Origin of the sequence: Neisseria sp. P0014.S002, assembly GCF_051958295.1 — a bacterium.
In the GTDB taxonomy this organism is placed as follows: Bacteria; Pseudomonadota; Gammaproteobacteria; order Burkholderiales; family Neisseriaceae; genus Neisseria; species Neisseria flavescens_B.
In genome coordinates, this window is the sequence record NZ_JBQCVO010000002.1 from 358072 (window position 1) to 376832 (window position 18761).

General features: G+C 49.6%; 15 protein-coding genes. 7 read left to right on the forward strand and 8 right to left on the reverse strand.

Going from position 1 to position 18761, the window contains the following annotated elements:
- Positions 1 to 223 precede the first annotated feature (223 nt).
- From carB to carA, 5 genes are all read right to left on the reverse strand, one after another.
- Complete coding sequence (gene carB, locus ACTHSX_RS03985; RefSeq protein WP_440376877.1) at positions 224 to 3439, reverse strand: carbamoyl-phosphate synthase large subunit; 3216 nt, start codon at positions 3437 to 3439, stop codon at positions 224 to 226.
- A 25-nt stretch (positions 3440 to 3464) separates the two neighbouring features.
- Positions 3465 to 4217: an LEM-3-like GIY-YIG domain-containing protein gene (locus ACTHSX_RS03990; protein WP_440376878.1), complete on the reverse strand. Its 753-nt coding sequence runs from the start codon at positions 4215 to 4217 to the stop codon at positions 3465 to 3467.
- Positions 4218 to 4494: 277 nt separating this feature from the next.
- Entirely contained in the window at positions 4495 to 4752 is a 258-nt protein-coding gene (locus ACTHSX_RS03995) for a SemiSWEET family transporter (RefSeq protein ID WP_049225703.1), read from the reverse strand.
- A 78-nt stretch (positions 4753 to 4830) separates the two neighbouring features.
- Positions 4831 to 5088, reverse strand: coding sequence for a SemiSWEET family transporter (locus tag ACTHSX_RS04000; protein WP_049225703.1), 258 nt, complete (start codon positions 5086 to 5088; stop codon positions 4831 to 4833).
- 136 nt (positions 5089 to 5224) lie between these two features.
- A complete protein-coding gene (carA, locus tag ACTHSX_RS04005) occupies positions 5225 to 6355 on the reverse strand; it encodes a glutamine-hydrolyzing carbamoyl-phosphate synthase small subunit (protein ID WP_440376879.1) in 1131 nt (376 codons plus the stop codon).
- Between the two features lie 483 nt (positions 6356 to 6838).
- Here carA and pilC point away from each other — a divergent pair, with 483 nt between their 5' ends.
- The gene (pilC, locus tag ACTHSX_RS04010; protein WP_440376880.1) at positions 6839 to 10243 is read left to right on the forward strand and encodes a PilC family type IV pilus tip adhesin; all 3405 of its coding nucleotides are present in this window, start codon (positions 6839 to 6841) and stop codon (positions 10241 to 10243) included.
- A gap of 275 nt (positions 10244 to 10518) precedes the next feature.
- Here pilC and ACTHSX_RS04015 read toward each other — a convergent pair whose 3' ends face one another.
- The 3 genes from ACTHSX_RS04015 to tal all read right to left on the reverse strand — a co-directional run bounded on the left by ACTHSX_RS04015 (position 10519) and on the right by tal (position 13588).
- The gene (locus ACTHSX_RS04015; RefSeq protein WP_295860978.1) at positions 10519 to 11253 is read right to left on the reverse strand and encodes a LytR/AlgR family response regulator transcription factor; all 735 of its coding nucleotides are present in this window, start codon (positions 11251 to 11253) and stop codon (positions 10519 to 10521) included.
- Positions 11254 to 11492: 239 nt separating this feature from the next.
- Positions 11493 to 12380 carry a tRNA glutamyl-Q(34) synthetase GluQRS gene (gene gluQRS, locus ACTHSX_RS04020; RefSeq protein WP_440376881.1) on the reverse strand — a complete coding sequence of 296 codons (888 nt, stop codon included), beginning with the start codon at positions 12378 to 12380 and terminating at the stop codon, positions 11493 to 11495.
- Positions 12381 to 12532: 152 nt separating this feature from the next.
- Entirely contained in the window at positions 12533 to 13588 is a 1056-nt protein-coding gene (tal, locus tag ACTHSX_RS04025; RefSeq protein WP_440376882.1) for a transaldolase, read from the reverse strand.
- Positions 13589 to 13722: 134 nt separating this feature from the next.
- On the opposite strand from tal, the gene ACTHSX_RS04030 reads away from it, so the two are divergent.
- The 6 genes from ACTHSX_RS04030 to rpoN all read left to right on the forward strand — a co-directional run bounded on the left by ACTHSX_RS04030 (position 13723) and on the right by rpoN (position 18733).
- Positions 13723 to 14697: a KpsF/GutQ family sugar-phosphate isomerase gene (locus ACTHSX_RS04030; RefSeq protein ID WP_440376883.1), complete on the forward strand. Its 975-nt coding sequence runs from the start codon at positions 13723 to 13725 to the stop codon at positions 14695 to 14697.
- Between the two features lie 66 nt (positions 14698 to 14763).
- Complete coding sequence (locus tag ACTHSX_RS04035) at positions 14764 to 15300, forward strand: KdsC family phosphatase (protein ID WP_440376884.1); 537 nt, start codon at positions 14764 to 14766, stop codon at positions 15298 to 15300.
- Positions 15297 to 15878 carry an LPS export ABC transporter periplasmic protein LptC gene (gene lptC / locus ACTHSX_RS04040; RefSeq protein WP_440376885.1) on the forward strand — a complete coding sequence of 194 codons (582 nt, stop codon included), beginning with the start codon at positions 15297 to 15299 and terminating at the stop codon, positions 15876 to 15878. The genes ACTHSX_RS04035 and lptC overlap by 4 nt, the downstream gene beginning before the upstream one ends.
- The gene (gene lptA, locus ACTHSX_RS04045; RefSeq protein ID WP_049328829.1) at positions 15859 to 16389 is read left to right on the forward strand and encodes a lipopolysaccharide transport periplasmic protein LptA; all 531 of its coding nucleotides are present in this window, start codon (positions 15859 to 15861) and stop codon (positions 16387 to 16389) included. The genes lptC and lptA overlap by 20 nt, the downstream gene beginning before the upstream one ends.
- Before the next feature lie 70 nt (positions 16390 to 16459).
- Positions 16460 to 17194 (forward strand): LPS export ABC transporter ATP-binding protein, encoded by a 735-nt coding sequence (gene lptB, locus ACTHSX_RS04050; protein ID WP_003679854.1) that lies wholly within the window; start codon positions 16460 to 16462, stop codon positions 17192 to 17194.
- A 183-nt stretch (positions 17195 to 17377) separates the two neighbouring features.
- Positions 17378 to 18733 (forward strand): RNA polymerase factor sigma-54, encoded by a 1356-nt coding sequence (rpoN, locus tag ACTHSX_RS04055; RefSeq protein ID WP_440376886.1) that lies wholly within the window; start codon positions 17378 to 17380, stop codon positions 18731 to 18733.
- The last annotated feature ends 28 nt before the right edge of the window (positions 18734 to 18761 follow it).

The window sequence follows — 18761 nt, forward strand, 5'->3', positions numbered from 1 at the left end:
TTAAACTCGATATTTTTGGATTATGATGAAAAAACAACAATTTTGTCGTATGAATCCAATCAATAACGAAATTATATTTCATGTTGTTATTGCTTGTTTGGAGATGGCAGAAAAGGTTGTTTTGATGGACAGACGGTTGGAATTTGAAATATGAAAAGGCCGTCTGAAACTGAGCAATCAGGTTTCAGACGGCCTTTTAGCTATTTAAATCCGATAGGATTGATTAGGCTTTGTTTTTCAGACGGCCATGCAATTCCTGTACGCTGTACACGCCCAAGTGTTCGCGGCTTTTTGCGCCTTCGCTCATGGCTTCGCCGCCGGCGATGGTGGTGTATTGCGGTACGCGTTGGGTGAGGGAAGTGCGGCGAATGCTGTGGCTGTCGGTAACAGATTGTACTGTGCTGCCGACGGTGTTGACCACCAGTGCGATTTCGCCGTTTTTAATGGCGTCCACGATGTGTGGGCGGCCTTCCTGCACTTTGTTGACCGCTTGCACGATGATGCCGTGTTCTTTCAAGTATTCGGCGGTACCGCGTGTGGCGCAGACACCGTAGCCGAGTGCTTGGAAGTTTTGTGCGGTTTTGACGATGAGAGGTTTGTCTTCGTCGCGTACGGCGAGGAACACTTTGCCAGTTGTGCTCAAGCGTTCGCCAGCGCCGAGTTGGGCTTTGAAGTAGGCTTCGCCGAAGCTTGCGCCTACGCCCATGACTTCGCCGGTAGAGCGCATTTCAGGGCCGAGAATGGTGTCCACACCCGGGAATTTAATGAATGGGAACACGGCTTCTTTAACGGCATAGAAGTCTGGGATGACTTCTTTTTCTACGCCTTGCTCTTTCAGCGAAATGCCTGCCATCACGCGTGCGCCGACTTTGGCGAGCGGTACGCCGGTAGCTTTGGATACGAACGGTACGGTACGGCTGGCGCGTGGGTTCACTTCCAGTACGAAGACTACGCCGTCTTGTACGGCAAACTGTACGTTCATCAAGCCGACTACGCCCAGTGCGTATGCCATGGCTTTGGTTTGACGACGGATTTCATCTTGAATTTCTTCATCCAATGAGTATGGAGGCAATGAACAGCCGGAGTCGCCGGAGTGGATACCTGCTTGTTCGACGTGTTGCATGATGCCGCCGATCACGACGTCTTGGCCGTCTGAAACGCAGTCTACGTCCACTTCGATGGCGTTGTTCAAGAAGAAGTCGAGCAATACAGGGCTGTCTTCGGAAACTTGTACGGCTTCGCGCATGTATTTTTGCAACTCTTCGGCAGAGTGAACAATCTGCATGGCGCGGCCGCCGAGTACGTAAGAAGGACGGACAACCAACGGATAACCGATTTCTTCGGCTTTAACGAGGGCTTCTTCTTCGTTGTGGGCGATGCGGTTGGGCGGTTGACGCAGGCCTAAGTCGTTCAACACTTTTTGGAAACGTTCGCGGTCTTCGGCGGCGTCGATACTGTCGGCGGATGTGCCGATAATGTTTACGCCGTTTTCAACCAATGCGTTGGCGAGTTTGAGCGGGGTTTGACCACCGTAATGCACAATCACGCCCCACGGGTTTTCGGTGCGGACGATTTCCAACACGTCTTCCAGCGTCAGCGGCTCGAAATAGAGGCGGTCGCTGGTGTCGAAGTCGGTGGACACGGTTTCGGGGTTGCAGTTGACCATAATCGTTTCAAAGCCCGATTCGCGCAGGGCGAGCGCGGCGTGAACGCAGCAGTAGTCAAACTCGATGCCCTGACCGATGCGGTTCGGGCCGCCGCCGAGAATCATCACTTTTTTACGGTCGGAAGGACGCGCTTCGCATTCCTCTTCGTAAGTAGAGTAGAGATAGGCGGTTTCGGTGGCAAACTCGGCGGCGCAGGTGTCGACGCGTTTGTAAACCGGATGCAGGTTCAGCGCGTAGCGGTGTTCGCGGACTTCTTTTTCGCTTACGTTCAATAATTGTGCCAAACGCTTGTCAGAGAAGCCTTTGCGTTTCAGACGGCGTAAAGCGGCATAATCCAAGTCTTGTAATTGGCCGTCTGAAACTGATTTTTCTTCTTTCACCAAGTCTTCGATTTGTGCCAAGAACCAAGGATCGATGGCGCAGATTTCGTGGATTTTTTCCAGCGTGAAGCCTGCACGGAACGCATCGGCTACAAACAGCATACGCTCAGGGCCCGGGTTGGCCAGTTCGCGGCGGATTTCCGCTTTGTCTTCGCTGCGCGGATTGAAGCCGCACAAGCCGGTTTCCAAACCGCGCAAGGCTTTTTGGAAGCTTTCTTGAATGGTACGGCCCATCGCCATTACCTCGCCCACAGATTTCATCTGCGTGGTCAAGCGGTCGTCTGCGGCAGGGAATTTTTCAAATGCGAAACGCGGGATTTTGGTTACCACATAGTCGATGGAAGGCTCGAACGATGCAGGCGTGCGGCCGCCGGTAATGTCGTTGCGCAACTCGTCCAGCGTAAAGCCGACCGCCAGTTTGGCTGCTACTTTGGCAATCGGGAAGCCGGTTGCTTTAGAGGCCAACGCAGAAGAACGGCTCACGCGCGGGTTCATCTCGATCACAATCATCTCGCCGTTTTCAGGGTTCACCGCAAACTGCACGTTCGAGCCGCCCGTGTCCACACCAATTTCGCGCAATACTGCCAACGAAGCATTACGCATGATTTGGTATTCTTTGTCAGTCAATGTTTGTGCAGGCGCAACAGTAATAGAGTCGCCGGTATGCACGCCCATCGGGTCAAAGTTTTCAATCGAGCAGATAATGATGCAGTTGTCGTTTTTATCGCGTACAACTTCCATTTCGTACTCTTTCCAGCCGAGAACGGACTGCTCAATCAGCAATTCATGCGTAGGCGACGCATCAAAACCGCGTTCGCAAATTGCCAAAAATTCGTCTTTATTGTAGGCAATACCGCCGCCCGAACCGCCCATGGTGAAAGAAGGACGAATCAGCGTCGGGAAGCCGACCTGTTCCTGCGCCGCCAAGGCTTCGTTCATCGTGTGGCAGACAAAGGATTTCGGGCAGGAGAGGCCGATTTTCTCCATCGCCTCCTTAAAGCGGCCGCGGTCTTCCGCCTTGTCGATCGCGTCTTCCGTTGCGCCGATTAACTCGACATTGTATTTCGCCAACACGCCGTTGCGCGCCAAATCCAGCGCACAGTTCAGCGCAGTCTGGCCGCCCATCGTGGGCAGAATCGCGTCGGGCCGCTCTTTGGCGATAATCTTCTCCACCGTCTGCCACATAATCGGCTCGATGTAGGTAACATCCGCCATTTCAGGGTCGGTCATAATCGTGGCGGGGTTGGAATTCACCAGAATGACTTTATAGCCTTCTTCACGCAAAGCCTTGCAGGCCTGTGCGCCCGAATAGTCAAATTCGCAGGCTTGACCGATAACGATAGGGCCGGCGCCGATGATAAGGATGGATTTTAGGTCGGTACGTTTGGGCATGGTGTTTTACCTTAGAGATTTCAGGTTATTTAAAACTATATTTAACGGGATTGCTGGCACCCCGTTTACGATATTCTTCAGGCAGCCTTTTACGTTGGTATTTTTGGCGGACTTCATCATTTTTAGAAAGTGATTCGCCGTGAAAACCAAAACGTCCTACTATGGTTTCATTAAGCTCAGGAAAATTTTCCTTAGTAGCTGGCAGCCATTCATGCGCTTGTAAAACATCCACAATTAAGCCTTTTTCAACCGCCAAGATGTAATGCGCACGTTTTGCCCGCTCAACATCAGGCCGCCAGGCTAGGCGAACAGCATCATAAGCCGATTTTTCTTTATCTAAAGAACGATTAATATTAATAATCAATAGATTATGATCGCTGTCAAATTGTGCAACAGGTGCATCGTATTTATCTTGTATTTCAGATACATGCATCGAACCAAATTCACTATTGCCATGTCCGCTTTGTTCATTTGATAGCCCCGGATAGGCATCTATTAAAGCAGCTTCTACTTCAAAAGCGGTTTTCTCATTCATGCCATGTCGATGAATGACATGGATAACTTCCAATTTGGCTTTTTGGATAGCGCGAATCCTACTATATTTTAAATTCAGTTCATCTTCGCCATCTTCCGCTATTTTCAAACATTGTTTCAAATGTTCAAAAACCCGGTTGTCTTTGCCTTTGCCTACATAAAAAGTTTCACCATTTCTTGGGTCAATTAAGCGGTAAACGTAATATGCAAGGGCTTTGCAAACTTCAGATGAAAACTTGTCCATATTCTTTTTTCCTCAAATGTATTTAGATAGCAAGCTATTAGCTTGTATGCAGGGTGCGTGCGATACGCACGCGTTCTCCATTTTCCCTGCACTTTAACCCATCGCGTGCGTGCCTTGCGGTACATATTAAAGGCCGTCTGAAAAAACGCTCGCGGGGTTTGTTCCATCTGCCTTGCGATAAAAAACTACCTGAAAAATTCCTGCTATTGATATTTTGGCCACTTTTTTCAGACGACCGTTTGCGTTTTTATTTTGCACAGGCCGTCTGAAAACTTCCTTAAAAACTAGTGATAAATGTAATCAAACCCAAAATAATGCCTGGGGCGTTTGCCAGTATGATGGGGTAGTCGCGTTTTTCTTTCAAAAAGCCGTAGGCAAACCATAATGTGCAGTTGATGGCGGCGACGAGGGGTTGCAACGGCGAGCCGGGGTTGCCGGCAAGGTTGTTTTGGATTTGCGGGATATAAGAAACGTACATACCGACGCCGGCCAGGGTGGCGGTGACGGAAAGAATGTGCATTTGTTTTTCAGTCATTGGTTTTCCTTTCTGATTAGACGATTGGGTTTTCAGGCTGTACAGATGTTGATTTGCACAGGCCGTCTGAAAACTTCCTTAAAAACTAGTGATAAATGTAATCAAACCCAAAATAATGCCTGGGGCGTTTGCCAGTATGATGGGGTAGTCGCGTTTTTCTTTCAAAAAGCCGTAGGCAAACCATAATGTGCAGTTGATGGCGGCGACGAGGGGTTGCAACGGCGAGCCGGGGTTGCCGGCAAGGTTGTTTTGGATTTGCGGGATATAAGAAACGTACATACCGACGCCGGCCAGGGTGGCGGTGACGGAAAGAATGTGCATTTGTTTTTCAGTCATTGGTTTTCCTTTCTGATTAGACGATTGGGTTTTCAGGCTGTACAGATGTTGAGAGGGGGCTGAATTTATATTTTTGAAGTTTGGTTTTCAGACGGCCTGTTGTCGAGTTGAGTGTGGCCGTCTGAAAAAATCAGCTTTATTGTTTTGCTGCTTTGATATTGTCAATGAATTTGTCGAATAGATAGCCGACGTCTTGCGGGCCCGGGCTGGCTTCGGGGTGGCCTTGGAAGCAGAATACAGGTTTGTCTGTCAGTTCGATGCCTTGCAAGGTGTTGTCGAACAAGGATTTGTGGGTAATCCTTGCGTTGGCGGGCAGGGTGTCGGCATCGACGGCGAAACCGTGGTTTTGGCTGGTGATGACGACTTTGCCGCTGTCTAAATCTTGTACAGGGTGGTTGGCACCGTGATGGCTGAAGCGCATTTTCAAGGTTTTTGCGCCGATAGCGAGGCTGATCAACTGGTGTCCCAAGCAAATGCCGAAAATCGGTTTGCCGCTTTCCATCAGTTTTTGTACGGCTTTGATGGCGTAGTCGCAAGGCTCGGGGTCGCCGGGGCCGTTGGACAGGAATACGCCGTCAGGATTGAGTGCCAAGACGTCTTCCGCGCTGGTTTGTGCGGGAACGACAGTCAGGCGGCAGCCACGTGAGGCGAGCATACGCAGGATGTTGGTTTTGACGCCGAAATCGTAGGCGACGACGTGGTAAGGACGTTCGGAAGGTGTAACGAAACCTTTGCCCAATTCCCATTCGCCTTCGGTCCATTCGTAAGTTTCTGTGCAGGAAACTTCTTTTGCCAAGTCTTTGCCGACCATGCTGCCGAATGCAGCAATCAGTTCTTGCGCTTTTTCAACCGTAGCGTCCACGCCGGTCAGAATTGCACCGCCTTGCGAGCCTTTTTCACGCAACAGGGTGGTCAGGCGGCGGGTATCGATATCGGCGATGGCGACGGTTTTGTTGCGTACCAAATAGTCGTGCAGGCTTTCGGATGCGCGGAAGTTGCTGTGCAAGAGCGGCAGGTCGCGGATAATCAAACCGGCGGCGTAAACGCTGCGGCTTTCTTCATCTTCGGCGTTGGTGCCGGTGTTGCCGATGTGGGGGTAGGTGAGGGTAACGATTTGTTTGCAGTAGGAAGGGTCGGTCAGGATTTCCTGATAGCCGGTCATGGAAGTGTTGAACACGACTTCGCCGGAAGTCGAACCTTCGTAACCGATTGATGTGCCGTGAAATACGCTGCCGTCAGCGAGAACGAGAAGAGCCGGAGTGGTCATGATGGAATCCTGTTTGCCTGATGATGGTCGGTTCGAAAAAAAATGGGTCAGGCCGTCTGAAAAATAAAAATTGTTTACAAAAAAGACAGCCTTCGGAAATCTCGGCTAAAAAAAAACACGCTCCGCAGCTTTGATTTTGCTGTGTAACGTGCTTTTTCAGACATAGCGGTCTATGCCGTAGAAGCAGTGTATTTTAAGTCAAAGTAATAGGAATTTCAAGCGTAGAGCAAATAATCGATAATTTAAAAACGTTTTATCTTTACGGTACAGCCCCTTGCTTTTGGAATGCTTGATGAATAAAGTTGAACTAAATATTCAGTCAGGCCGTCTGAAAACTGAGCAGGCAGATTGTTTCATTTTTGTTGTGTTTGAAATGCAGGTGTAGGGAAATTCAGCCGAATCAAACATGAAACAGGCTATTTATGCTAAAATCGTAGCCTTATAAAAAATAAAAACAATGTCATTTTTAGCTGAGATTATCCGATGAAAAAAGAACACATTATGCAAAACGCTCCATCAGGCCGCCATCGCCTCATTCATGCAAGCGTCGCTTCCGCTTTAGCACTCATCAGTCTTTCTGTTCAGGCAAATACGCAACAATTTGCCCAAACCCCTTTTTACCTGCAAAACAAAACCGACGTCAGCGGCCAGCCTAAAGTCAAACACAATATTATGTTTTTGATTGATGACTCGGGCAGTATGCAACGGAATGTGCAAGGTAAGGAGACATCTGTACAGGCTGATAAAAGAATAACGATTACTAAGGAGGCTCTAAAATCGGTATTGAAAGAGTATGGAGAAAAACAACGATTCCAATGGGGTTTGCAAACCCTGCATAACAATGGTCATACCGATACTCAGGATGAGGAGGGCTTTACTAATAATTGGCAGGACGTTCAAAGGAGGGTAGATGGTATTAATCCCGGCCATGCTACGCCAATCACGCGCCGTTATTATGAAGTAGTCAAAAACTTTGTGATGCCCAATATCAAATACCGTTGTCAGAAGTCCTATGTGATTGTGATGTCGGACGGTGATGCCAATATGAGTTGTAGTAATCAGGCTTCTGGTGAGGATCCTCGCTTCTCTCGTAATACTAACTTCAACTATGATCGGGATTATTACTATTCAAACTATTACCATCGTATTGAACGTAGTGCAAATACACTTGCATACCAATATTTCGGGCAGTCTGAAGTAAAAGCTTATGAAGATGAAGATAAACATAGGAAAGGCAAATATTTTTCAGGAAACGACCTTGAAGGATATTTTGATCTGCTAAATTATGATCCGAGATTGAATACTCCTGAAGGGGAGAAAAAGTTTCAATGTCAATATCCTGATTATGCAAAAGATGATTCAGGGAATTGGGTGCTTTTAGGTGAAAAAGATGGTAAACGAGAAGTCCAAGGCCTTGGCGACCCCTTTGTTCCTTATTGGGATAGGAACTATAAGGATGAAAAACGCGGTATGCGTTTCTTCAGCCAGACTTTGGCAGAAAAAGACATCAAAACAGAAAAAGATGGCAAAGATGATGCAGGTAAGAGCTGGGATGGCGATCCAAGCGATCCCAAAGGCGTAGATTACAGCAAGCAATTGGTTCAGACTTTTACCGTGGGCTTTGGTGAGGGAATCTCTCCAGTCGGGAAGAAGTATCTGGAAAAGGGTGCCAGTCGCCCGGAATGGTATTTTAATGCCTCAAAACCTGAAAAGTTGCTTGAGGCCTTTAAAACGATTGTCAGCAATATTGAAAATGACAGTAAAAATACGAAATTTGAAGGAGTATCCTCAACTGCGCCGGCAACGACCAGTACAGGTATTCCCGATATGGCGGCAACGGTTCATTTAAATACCGGCTCTTGGAGCAGTCAGTTGCGGTTTTATAAATTAAACCGCAATGGTACGCCTATCAATACGACAGAGTTTGACCAGCCATCATTTAATAACCGCCGCACTTTGGTTAATGATGGCCGTAAGACCTATTTCATCGATAGAGTTGCAGACAATGAGGCTTCAAATGCCGATTTTGGCATTTCAGACGGCAGTGCAAAAGATAAGTTGGAATGGAAAAATGCATTGCTGAAATGGACTGGCCGAGCAGGGAGTGATGAAGCCATTAAAGCGGATGCAGGAGCAAAAGATTATAGCCAGTCTTATCGTATCCGTCCGACTGACCCTAATGATCCAAATAAAGATGAACGTAATTTGGGCGATATCTTAGATGGTTCGGTTGCTGCTATTGGGAATAAGGATAAAGGCCGTCAAGAGTTTTTGGTCGCGGCTGCCAATGATGGTATGGTACATATTTTCCGTAATGGTACGTCTAGCAACCCTTATGACTTGAAACTCAGCTATATTCCGGCAGGTATGGAGCGCGAGGACGATCAAGGTCAAACGACAACTTTGGGCAAAGTTCTGAAAGATATTGCACGCGATGGTTACGGCTCCGGCACGCCACACCGCTATATGGTCAATGGTGGTTTTGTTCTTCGTCAAACACCTGATAAGCAAACCTTTATGTTTGGTGCGATGGGTCAGGGCGGACGCGGTGCGTATGCGTTGAATATTGGTGCAGTGGCTAATAGTGATCGTAGTGGTTGGAATACGACTGTGCCTCTGTTTGAAACAGAAAAAGGCTCTGGTAATAAGCTGGGTTATACCATTGGTTCGACGCAAATCGGCCGTGTTTCCATCAAGCGCGATACCACTCCGGTCAATCTCAAATCTGATGTGCGTTATGCGGGTTTCTTGGCCAGCGGCTATCGTACTGAAGATGTGAACAGTGCCGACAATGAAACGGCTTTGTATATCTATGATATGACAGGTAAAGAAGCGGGTACGCAAGATACCGGTAAAAGTGTTTCTAGTGCCGGTAATCTCTTGGCCAAAATTCCTGCACCGAATGGCAAAGGCGGCCTCTCTACCCCTACTTTGGTAGACACCGATTTTGACGGTATTGTCGATATTGCTTATGCTGGCGACCGTTACGGCAATATGTTCCGCTTTGACTTGAGTGGTGAAACACCGTCCAAATGGTCTGCGCAAATGATTTTCCAAGGTTCGGGTAATCAGCCGATTACGTCTGCGCCTGCGGTATCACGCCGCAGTAAAGATAAGTATGTCGTTATTTTTGGTACGGGTAGCGAGATTTATCAGAATGAATTGAATAATACCAACGGTCAAATCAATGCCGTTTACGGTATTTACGACGATGTGTCTACTGATGAATCCAAAAAAGCAGTTTTGGCAAACAGCAGTGAGTTGGAACAGCAAACCAGAGAAAGTGACGGTGAACACATTTATGTCAGCAATAATAAGGTTGGCGAAGGCAAAAAAGGATGGAGCCTGACTTTGGGTCCGAATGAACGTGTGACTGTCAAGCCGACGATGATTTTGCGTACAGCCGTTGTGACCATCCGCAAGTATGAAACCAAAACAATTCATACTGATTCTTCCAGTACCGATGTTTGTTTGCCGGACAGTACATCCACACAAACGACAGCGAAAACGATTATTTTGGGCGTAAATGCTGAAAATGGCGGCCGTTTGGGCTTGCGTGATGCGCGTATCTCCAGCAAGGACCGTAAGTTTATCAAACGTGAAAATAATGGTCAGATTTATTACGCCAACGGTATGACTTTTGATGGCGTTATCAACTTTACTTATATGAATTCCAGCAAAGCCGACGATTCTCCGGTCACTGCCGATGGCGATAGCGGCGGCACAGGTACGGATAAGGAGCTGAATGCTACGCCGAGCGTGCCAAACAATAAATGTTTTGCAACCAAAGGCGATCGCAGTCTCTTGTCCAATCAATTGGACAGTCTGGAAGTTCAAGGCCGTACATGCGGACTCAAACGCATCAGCTGGCGTGAATTGTTCTTTTAATCTGTAAGGCTTAAGTATCGAGGCCGTCTGAATTTTTCAGACGGCCTTTTCTGCTGAGTAGTAGTAATTCAAAGATGTTGGATTGGTGGATAGAAAAGCTTGTTTGAGGGCAAAACAAGGTTTGATCAAATTGAAAGCTTGGATAGAGCTAAACGACAGATTTGGACTATTCTTTTTTAATTTTCTACTATTTAGCTGAGAAGTTAAAAGGCCGTCTGAAAAGATATTTTTCAGACGGCCTTTGATTTAAAAAGAGCTAATCAAGGAGCGCATTGTTAGATGCTGTTCTTAATGATTTTTCTCAGGGTGGACAGTTGTCGGCGGCTGACGGGCAGCGGGGTCGGAATATCGAGAATTTTTGCGCCCCATGTGGATGCGGATTCGTCGTTTTCTTCGCCGTCCAGTCGAATCAGGCTGTCGAGGGTATGGCGGAAGACGAGGGCATTGCGGTGGATGCGGATGACTTTGTCGCCCAGTAATTCTTCCCAGTAAACCAAGGTCTTCGGTAATTCGTAGCTGTGGCCGTCGCCGGTAAACAGATAGACGGTTTTGTGTTCCGCCATCAGGTAACGCGCCTGTTGCCATGGGATTTCAACCATACGCTCGCGGTTGTACACTTTGAAATGAGTGAAGCTGTCTGCTTTTTCGCGGTTTTTCTCGATGATGCGGTCAAGCGCGGTTTGCAGGCGGGTCATTTTGATCGGTTTGAGCAGATAGTCTGCGGCAGCCAGCTCGAACGCGCGCAGGGCGTGTTCTTCGTAGGCTGTGGTGAATACAATTTCCGGCTGGCGCTTGGCGGTACGCTTAATGCGTTCGACAAATTCGAGACCGTCGATTTCCGGCATGCCGATGTCGGCAAAGACGATGTCGACTTCGTGGACGCTCAGCCACTCCAATGCTGGCATGGCATGGTGAAAGACGTTCAGCAGTACGACATTGCACTCTTCCAATAATACACGTAAGCGTTCTGCTGCTAATACTTCGTCTTCTACAATAATGGCACTTGGCATAGCGGTATTCTTTTTGTTGTATCGTGGGAGATCTGCCGCGTTTTGTCATCCTCAATAACGCGTCAGCCGTATGTTGTTACAACCTTGAAATTATCAGTTTGTGACAATTTTAGGAAATTTTTGAAATATACATGATTTCTTCGCTTCTTGGGCATGGTTTGGGATGAATCGGAAGATTACTTACATAATTTTATGAAATATTGTAATACCTAGAGTAATTTTGTTGTAATCATGCTAATTCAGTCTGTGATAATGGACGATTTTGGGATTTTGTCCATTTGCCAGTGTGCCACCGCCCAATCGAGCAATTCTTGAGGATGGTTCACAGCAGGTGCATCGGGTAGGTTGAGGTAGGTTAGGACTTGGCGGAGGAGTTGTTCTTTTTGATTCAAATCCAAAGCCGGGGCAAGGGTTTGTTTCGACCACTTTTGCCCTTGGCTGTTGGTCAATAGAGGAAGGTGGGCGTAGGCCGGTGTGGGAATGCCGAGGCATTGTTGCAGATAGATTTGGCGCGGCGTGGAAACTAGCAAGTCCTGACCGCGGACAATATGCGTTATGCCTTGATCGGCATCGTCGGCAACCACGGCAAGCTGGTATGCCCAATAGCCGTCGGCACGAAGCAGGACAAAATCGCCGATGTCGTGTGCCAGATTTTGTGCGTAATGTCCGACAATGCCGTCTGAAAAACCGATTACACGATCGGGAACTTGAATGCGCCATGCCGGAGTTTTGTTTTGCGTGACGGGTCTTTGCTGAGGATTGCGGCAACGGCCGTTATACACAAATCCGTCTGCGCCATGTGTTGCCGCCGCCTGCCAGTCTTTGCGGCTGCAATAGCAGGGATACACCAGCCCGGCTGCTTTGAGGCGGTCGAGGGTGTCTTGATATAGGTTGTAACGGCGGCTTTGATAGGCGACTTCGCCGTCCCACTCAAAGCCGAAAGCCTCAAGCGTGCGCAAAATGTCGGCAGCGGCGCCGGGCATTTCGCGCGGGGGGTCAAGGTCTTCAATGCGGACCAGCCATTTGCCTTGATGAGCGCGCGCGTCGGCATAGGAGGCGACGGCGGTCAGTAGGGAGCCGATATGAAGCAGGCCGGTAGGGCTGGGGGCGAAACGTCCTATATACATGGCAGGGTGGTTTTGTAGGGCAGGGATGGTATGCCTGCACGGTGTTCAAATCGTGATAGAAAAGGGCGTGCCGTACACGCCCGAATTTGGTTTTCAGACGGCCTGAGACTTTTCAAAATGATTTAAGTTTCTCGGCCGTCCGTTCAATCCGCTTAAGCCAAGGGCGCCAGTAGTTTGGCGAAAGCGTCTTCAAATTGTTTCAAACCGTCTTCCTGCAAACGAGTTGCCAAGGTTTCGACATCGATGCCAAGTTTCGCGGTTTCGGCGAGCTGCGCTTGGGCTTCGTCCACACCTTCAGTCAACGTGGCTTTGGCGGTGCCGTGGTCGATAAAGGCTTTGAGTGTGGCATCGGGAACGGTGTTGACGGTATGGGCGCCAATCAGGCTGTCAACGTATAAAGTGTCAGGATAGGCAGGGTTTTTCACGCCGGTAGATGCCCACAGAAGTTGTACGCGGTTGGCACCTTTGTCGGCAAGTGCGGCAAATTCGCTGCTGCCGAAGTATTGCGCCCAATCTTGATAGGCGGCTTTGGCCAGCGCAATGGAGACTTTGCCTTTGAGGTGGTCGGGTAGGGTAGCGTCCAATGCGGCATCGACACGGGAAATAAAGAAGCTGGCGACAACTTGGATATGGGAAACGTCATGTCCTGCTTCCAAACGTTTGGCAATGCCGCGCGCGTAGGCCGCATAGGCTTTGAGGGTTTGGGCGCGGGAGAAGAGCAGGGTTAGGTTAACGCTGATGCCGTCTGAAACAAGGGTTTCAAGCGCTTCGATGCCTTCGTCGGTTGCCGGTACTTTAATCATGACATTTTTACGGCCGATGGCGGCGTGCAGGCGGCGCGCTTCTTCAACCGTGCCTTGTGCGTCTTTGGATAGTTCAGGCGAAACTTCGAGGCTGACGAAGCCTGTTTTGCCGCCGGTGGATTCGTGTTCGGCAAGGCACACGTCGCAGGCGGCTTGCACATCGGCAACCGCCATGGTTTCGTAGCGTTGTTTCGGGGTCAGGTCTTGCTGTTTGAGCGCGGCTACTTCATCGGCGTACAGGGCATCTCCGGCAAAGGCTTTTTGGAAAATGGCAGGATTGGAAGTTACGCCACACACACCTTGCTTCAGCATTTCTGCCAACTCGCCGCTTTGTACCAGCGAACGGGAGAGATTGTCCAACCAGATTTGTTGTCCTAATGCTTTAACGTCCGATAAAATAGTCATCTCTGATTCCTTTTACATAATAGGTTTGTTTGTGAAGTGGCGGTAATGCTACGCCGATTCGATGAATTTGAACAGTTTACAGCCGATTAATTTGGGCAAAACAAACCTAAATTCAAGCATGAAAGGTAGCTTTGATGGCGGAAAACACACTTTATCTCGACTGGGCGCGCGATGTATTGGATACGGAAGCCGAAGGTTTGCGTGAAATTGCGGCGGCTTTGGACCATGATTTTGTCCGTGCGGCGGAAGCGTTGTTGCACTGCAAGGGTAGGGTCGTCATTACCGGCATGGGCAAGTCCGGACACATCGGCCGCAAAATGGCGGCAACCATGGCTTCCACCGGCACGCCTGCGTTTTTCGTCCATCCTGCCGAAGCGGCACACGGCGATTTGGGCATGATTGTGGACCACGATGTCGTGGTTGCTATTTCCAATTCAGGCGAAAGCGATGAAATTGCGGCGATTATTCCGGCGTTGAAACGCAAAAACATCACGCTTATTTGTATCACTGCCCATCCGACTTCGACCATGGCGCGCCATGCCGATATCCATATTACCGCGGCTGTTTCCAAAGAAGCTTGTCCGCTCGGCCTTGCGCCGACTTCCAGTACGACTGCCGTAATGGCGTTGGGCGATGCGCTAGCGGTAGTATTGCTGCAGGCGCGTGCGTTTACGCCCGACGATTTCGCGTTGAGCCATCCGGCCGGCAGCTTGGGCAAACGCCTGTTGCTGCGTGTGGCGGATATCATGCACAAAGACGAAGCCCTGCCTGCCGTTTTGTTGGGTACGCCGTTGAAAGAAGCCATTGTCCGCATGAGTGAAAAAGGCTTGGGTATGTTGGCGGTAACCGATGCCGAAGGCCGTCTGAAAGGCGTGTTTACCGATGGTGACTTGCGCCGTCTGTTTCAAGAACGCGACAGCTTTGCCGGTTTGAAAGTGGACGACATCATGCACGCTTCTCCAAAAACCATCTCTGCCGACCGCCTTGCCACTGAAGCTTTGAAAGCCATGCAAAGCGGCCATGTGAACGGTTTGCTGGTGGTCGAAGAAAACGGCATGCTGATTGGCGCGCTGAACATGCATGATTTATTGATGGCACGAATTGTCTGAAACGATGGCAAAAACGTTTTCAGACGGCCTTATGCTAGAATAGGCCGTCTGAAATAAGGAAACCTTATGCAAAACCTCTCTTCCGACCTGCAACGACGCGCTTTAGGTATCAAACTGCTGATACTGGATGTGGACGGCGTTTTGACCGACGGTCGCATTTTTATCCGCGACAACGGTGAAGAAATCAAATCGTTCCACACTTTGGACGGACACGGTTTGAAAATGCTTCAGGCCAGCGGCGTGCAAACGGCGATTATTACCGGCCGCGATGCGCCTTCCGTCGGTATCCGCGTGAAGCAGCTCGGCATCAACTATTACTTCAAAGGCATTCACGACAAACGTGCCGCCTACGCCCAATTACGCGAACAGGCCGGTGTAGAGGAGCATGAGTGCGCCTTTGTCGGCGACGATGTTGTCGATTTGCCCGTGATGGTGCGTTGCGGATTGGCGGTCGCCGTCCCTGAAGCGCATTGGTTTACTTTGCAATACGCCCATTATGTAACCCGATGTTCCGGCGGCGCAGGCGCGGTGCGTGAAGTGTGCGATTTGATTATGCAGGCGCAAGGTACGCTTGAACCTGCTTTGAAAGAGTATGTACGATGAAAATCAGATGGCGTTACGGAATCGCCTTTCCGCTGGTGTTGGCCGTTTCACTCGGCGCATTGGCGGCGTGGCTCGGCCGCATCAGCGAAGTGCAAGTCGAAGAAGTCGTTCTCAATCCGAATGAGCCGCAATATTCGATGAAAGGCATCAACGGCAAACGTTTTGACCAAGAAGGCCGTCTGAAAGAAAACCTGAGCGCGGTCGATGCCGTCCAATATCCGAATAGCGCGGACGTGCATTTGGACAAACCGCATCTTTCGTTTTACCGCGACGGCAGCCTGTTGTACGAAGTCGGCAGCGACAAGGCCGCGTACAATATTCAAAACAAGAAAGTCGTTTTTGAACAGAATGTTGTCTTAAACAAAGCGGCAGATGCCAAGCGTTTGGCCGGCATCATCAAAACCGAACGTTTGAATGTCGATACCGAAGCGCAATACGCCCATACCGACAGCCCCGTTACTTTCCAATACGGACAGTCCGGCGGTCAGGCAAACGGCATGACTTATGACCACAAAACCGGTTTGCTGAATTTCCCTTCCAAAGTGAAAGCCACAATTTATGATACAAAAAATTTGTAAAACCTTAGCCCTTGTTGCCGTTTTTGCCGCCAGCCCGGCCTTTGCCCTGCAAAGCGACAGCAAGCAGCCGATTCAAATCGAAGCCGACCAAGGCTCGCTTGACCAAAATAACCAAAGTACCACCTTTTCCGGCAACGTCATCATCAAACAAGGCACGCTCAATATCCGTGCCGGCAGCGTGACTGTTTCGCGTAACGACAAAAGCGAGCAGTTGATGAAAGCCACCGGCTCGCCCGTCAAATTCAGCCAAGAGTTGGACGGCGGCAAAGGCGTGGTCAACGGCCAAGCCAATACCGTGACGTATTCTTCCGCAGCCAGTCTGGTTACCCTGACCGGCAATGCCAAAGTACAGCGCGGCGGCGATGTGGCCGAAGGTGCAGTCATCACTTACAACACCAAAACCGAGGTTTACACCATCAACGGCAGCGCTAAATCCGGTGTGAAATCCGCCGCCAAATCCGGCCGTGTCAGCGTTGTCATCCAGCCGTCCAGCACGCAAAAAAACAAATAAGAAAACACACAAAAAGGCCGTCTGAAAAAGGTTCAGACGGCCTGAGGTCAATATCGAAAGTCAACAGAATATGAGCGCAAACAACAGCCGTCTTGTGGTTCAAAACCTGCAAAAAAGTTTCAAAAAACGCCAAGTCGTCAAAAGCTTTTCCCTAGAAATCGAAAGCGGCGAAGTCATCGGCCTGCTCGGCCCTAACGGCGCGGGTAAGACCACCAGCTTTTACATGATTGTCGGCCTGATTGCCGCCGATGCAGGCAGCGTGATGTTGGACGGACAAGAGTTGCGTCACCTGCCCATTCACGAACGCGCCCGCCTCGGCGTCGGCTATCTGCCGCAGGAAGCCTCGATTTTCCGCAAAATGACCGTGGAACAAAATATCCGCGCCATTTTGGAAATCAGCATGAAGGACAAAAGCCGCATCGATGCCGAACTTGAAAAACTGTTGGCCGATTTAAACATCGAACGCCTGCGCAACAACCCTGCGCCGTCTTTGTCCGGTGGCGAACGCCGCCGTGTCGAAATCGCGCGTGTGTTGGCCATGCAGCCGCGTTTCATTTTGTTGGACGAACCTTTTGCCGGCGTTGACCCGATTGCCGTCATCGATATTCAGAAAATCATCGAGTTTCTCAAATCACGCGGTATCGGCGTATTGATTACCGACCACAACGTGCGCGAAACCCTCAGCATCTGCGACCGTGCCTACATCATCAGCGACGGCACGGTATTGGCTTCGGGCAAGCCGGATGATTTGGTCAACAATGAACAAGTCCGTTCGGTTTACTTGGGTGAAAATTTCAAATATTGAATGCATATTTGACGGCAATCGTAAAACCGGTTTCATACGAGGCTCTCATTTTAATTGAGGGTAGCTCTAAATATTGAAATAATTACTAAGAATACAAATATAATACCGATAACCTAGTTTTTCAGACGGCCCTCCGTACAAAGGCCGTCTGAAAAACTATCCATACACTTCGAAAAAAACACTATGTCTTCACTCGTCCTTAAACTCAAACAGACCCAGCAGCTCAACCAGCGGCTGCAGCAGTCTCTGCGTATCTTGCAGATGTCGGGTCTTGAGCTTGAGCGCGAAGTGGAAGACTGGTTGTTAGACAATCCTCTGCTTGAGCGTCCGGAAACCGATGAGTTTGCCGATAGCGGGCTCAATCGTGCCGTCACCATGCCGCGCGCAGGTCAGCAGTTGAGCGGCGACGATGCCGAAGATATTTGGAGCAACATCGCCGAAGAAGAGGATTTCAAACACTATCTGCATGCCCAAGTGTGCGAGCATCCGCTCTCGCAAGTGGAAGCGGCCTATGTTCACGTCTTAATTGATTTTTTGGACGAGCAAGGCTACCTCACCGACAGCCTCGAAGAAATCATCGACCACACGCCGTTAGAATGGATGCTGGACGAAGAAGCCCTGCAAAATGCGCTGGATATATTGCAAACCTTTGATCCGCCCGGCGTGGCGGCAGCGGATTTGACCGAGTCGCTCATGCTGCAGCTGATGCGTTTGCCGGCTTCTCCTGCCCGACAAATGGCCGCGCATTTGGTGCAAAGTTCGCTTCAAGACTTAGGCAAAAACCGCAAACAAAACGTTCTGCGTTTCCGCAAACTCTATCCCGATACCGACAGCGAAACCATAGAAGCCGCGCTCGATATGATTGCCGAGCTCAATCCCTATCCGGCCTACGGTTTTGCCTCTGCCACGCCTACGCCTTATATTCAGCCTGATGTTTGGGTCAAAGAGGGCAAGGATGGCTGGGAAGTCATCAGCAATGAGGCGGCTTGGCCGAAGCTGCAGCTGAATCAGGAGTATTGCGACCTGATGAAATCAGCGGAAGAGGGCGCACCGGAGTGGAAGGAAAAAATCAACGAAGCCAAGCAGCGCATTGATTCTTTGGAGCTACGGAAAAGCACGGTCCTCCGCCTTGCCGAGTATATCGTCAAAAATCAGGAAGATTTTTTCATCTTCGGAGAAATCGGACTGTCGCCCATGCTGATGAAAGATGCCGCCGCCGAATTGGGTTTGGCGGAAAGTACCATCTCGCGTGCCGCCAATCAGAAATATTTGTCTTGCCCGCGCGGTTTGTTTGCGTTACGCTATTTCTTCACACAGGCAGTGAATGCCGATGATGACGGCGAAGGGTTCAGCCAAGGCGCAATCAAAGCCGTATTGAGCCAGCTGATTGAAAGCGAAGACAGCAGCAGACCCTATTCGGACGAGACCCTCGTCAAATTATTAAAACAACGCGGCATTGAAATCGCCAGACGTACAGTGGCTAAATATAGAGAATCATTAGACATACCACCGGCACACAAACGAAAATTTACCGAGTAGATATATTCCGATCCGTTTTGACGGACTA

Bases quoted from the DNA above. Each gene is read 5' to 3' on its own strand.
- pilC (WP_440376880.1), top strand. From the start codon at position 6,839: ATGAAAAAAGAACACATTATGCAAAACGCTCCATCAGGCCGCCATCGC.
- ACTHSX_RS04000 (WP_049225703.1), bottom strand. From the start codon at position 5,088: ATGACTGAAAAACAAATGCACATTCTTTCCGTCACCGCCACCCTGGCC.
- tal (WP_440376882.1), bottom strand. From the start codon at position 13,588: ATGACTATTTTATCGGACGTTAAAGCATTAGGACAACAAATCTGGTTG.
- ACTHSX_RS04035 (WP_440376884.1), top strand. From the start codon at position 14,764: ATGCAAAACCTCTCTTCCGACCTGCAACGACGCGCTTTAGGTATCAAA.
- lptC (WP_440376885.1), top strand. From the start codon at position 15,297: ATGAAAATCAGATGGCGTTACGGAATCGCCTTTCCGCTGGTGTTGGCC.
- carB (WP_440376877.1), bottom strand. From the start codon at position 3,439: ATGCCCAAACGTACCGACCTAAAATCCATCCTTATCATCGGCGCCGGC.
- ACTHSX_RS04015 (WP_295860978.1), bottom strand. From the start codon at position 11,253: ATGCCAAGTGCCATTATTGTAGAAGACGAAGTATTAGCAGCAGAACGC.
- ACTHSX_RS03995 (WP_049225703.1), bottom strand. From the start codon at position 4,752: ATGACTGAAAAACAAATGCACATTCTTTCCGTCACCGCCACCCTGGCC.
- carA (WP_440376879.1), bottom strand. From the start codon at position 6,355: ATGACCACTCCGGCTCTTCTCGTTCTCGCTGACGGCAGCGTATTTCAC.
- lptA (WP_049328829.1), top strand. From the start codon at position 15,859: ATGATACAAAAAATTTGTAAAACCTTAGCCCTTGTTGCCGTTTTTGCC.
- rpoN (WP_440376886.1), top strand. From the start codon at position 17,378: ATGTCTTCACTCGTCCTTAAACTCAAACAGACCCAGCAGCTCAACCAG.
- ACTHSX_RS04030 (WP_440376883.1), top strand. From the start codon at position 13,723: ATGGCGGAAAACACACTTTATCTCGACTGGGCGCGCGATGTATTGGAT.
- ACTHSX_RS03990 (WP_440376878.1), bottom strand. From the start codon at position 4,217: ATGGACAAGTTTTCATCTGAAGTTTGCAAAGCCCTTGCATATTACGTT.
- lptB (WP_003679854.1), top strand. From the start codon at position 16,460: ATGAGCGCAAACAACAGCCGTCTTGTGGTTCAAAACCTGCAAAAAAGT.
- gluQRS (WP_440376881.1), bottom strand. From the start codon at position 12,380: ATGTATATAGGACGTTTCGCCCCCAGCCCTACCGGCCTGCTTCATATC.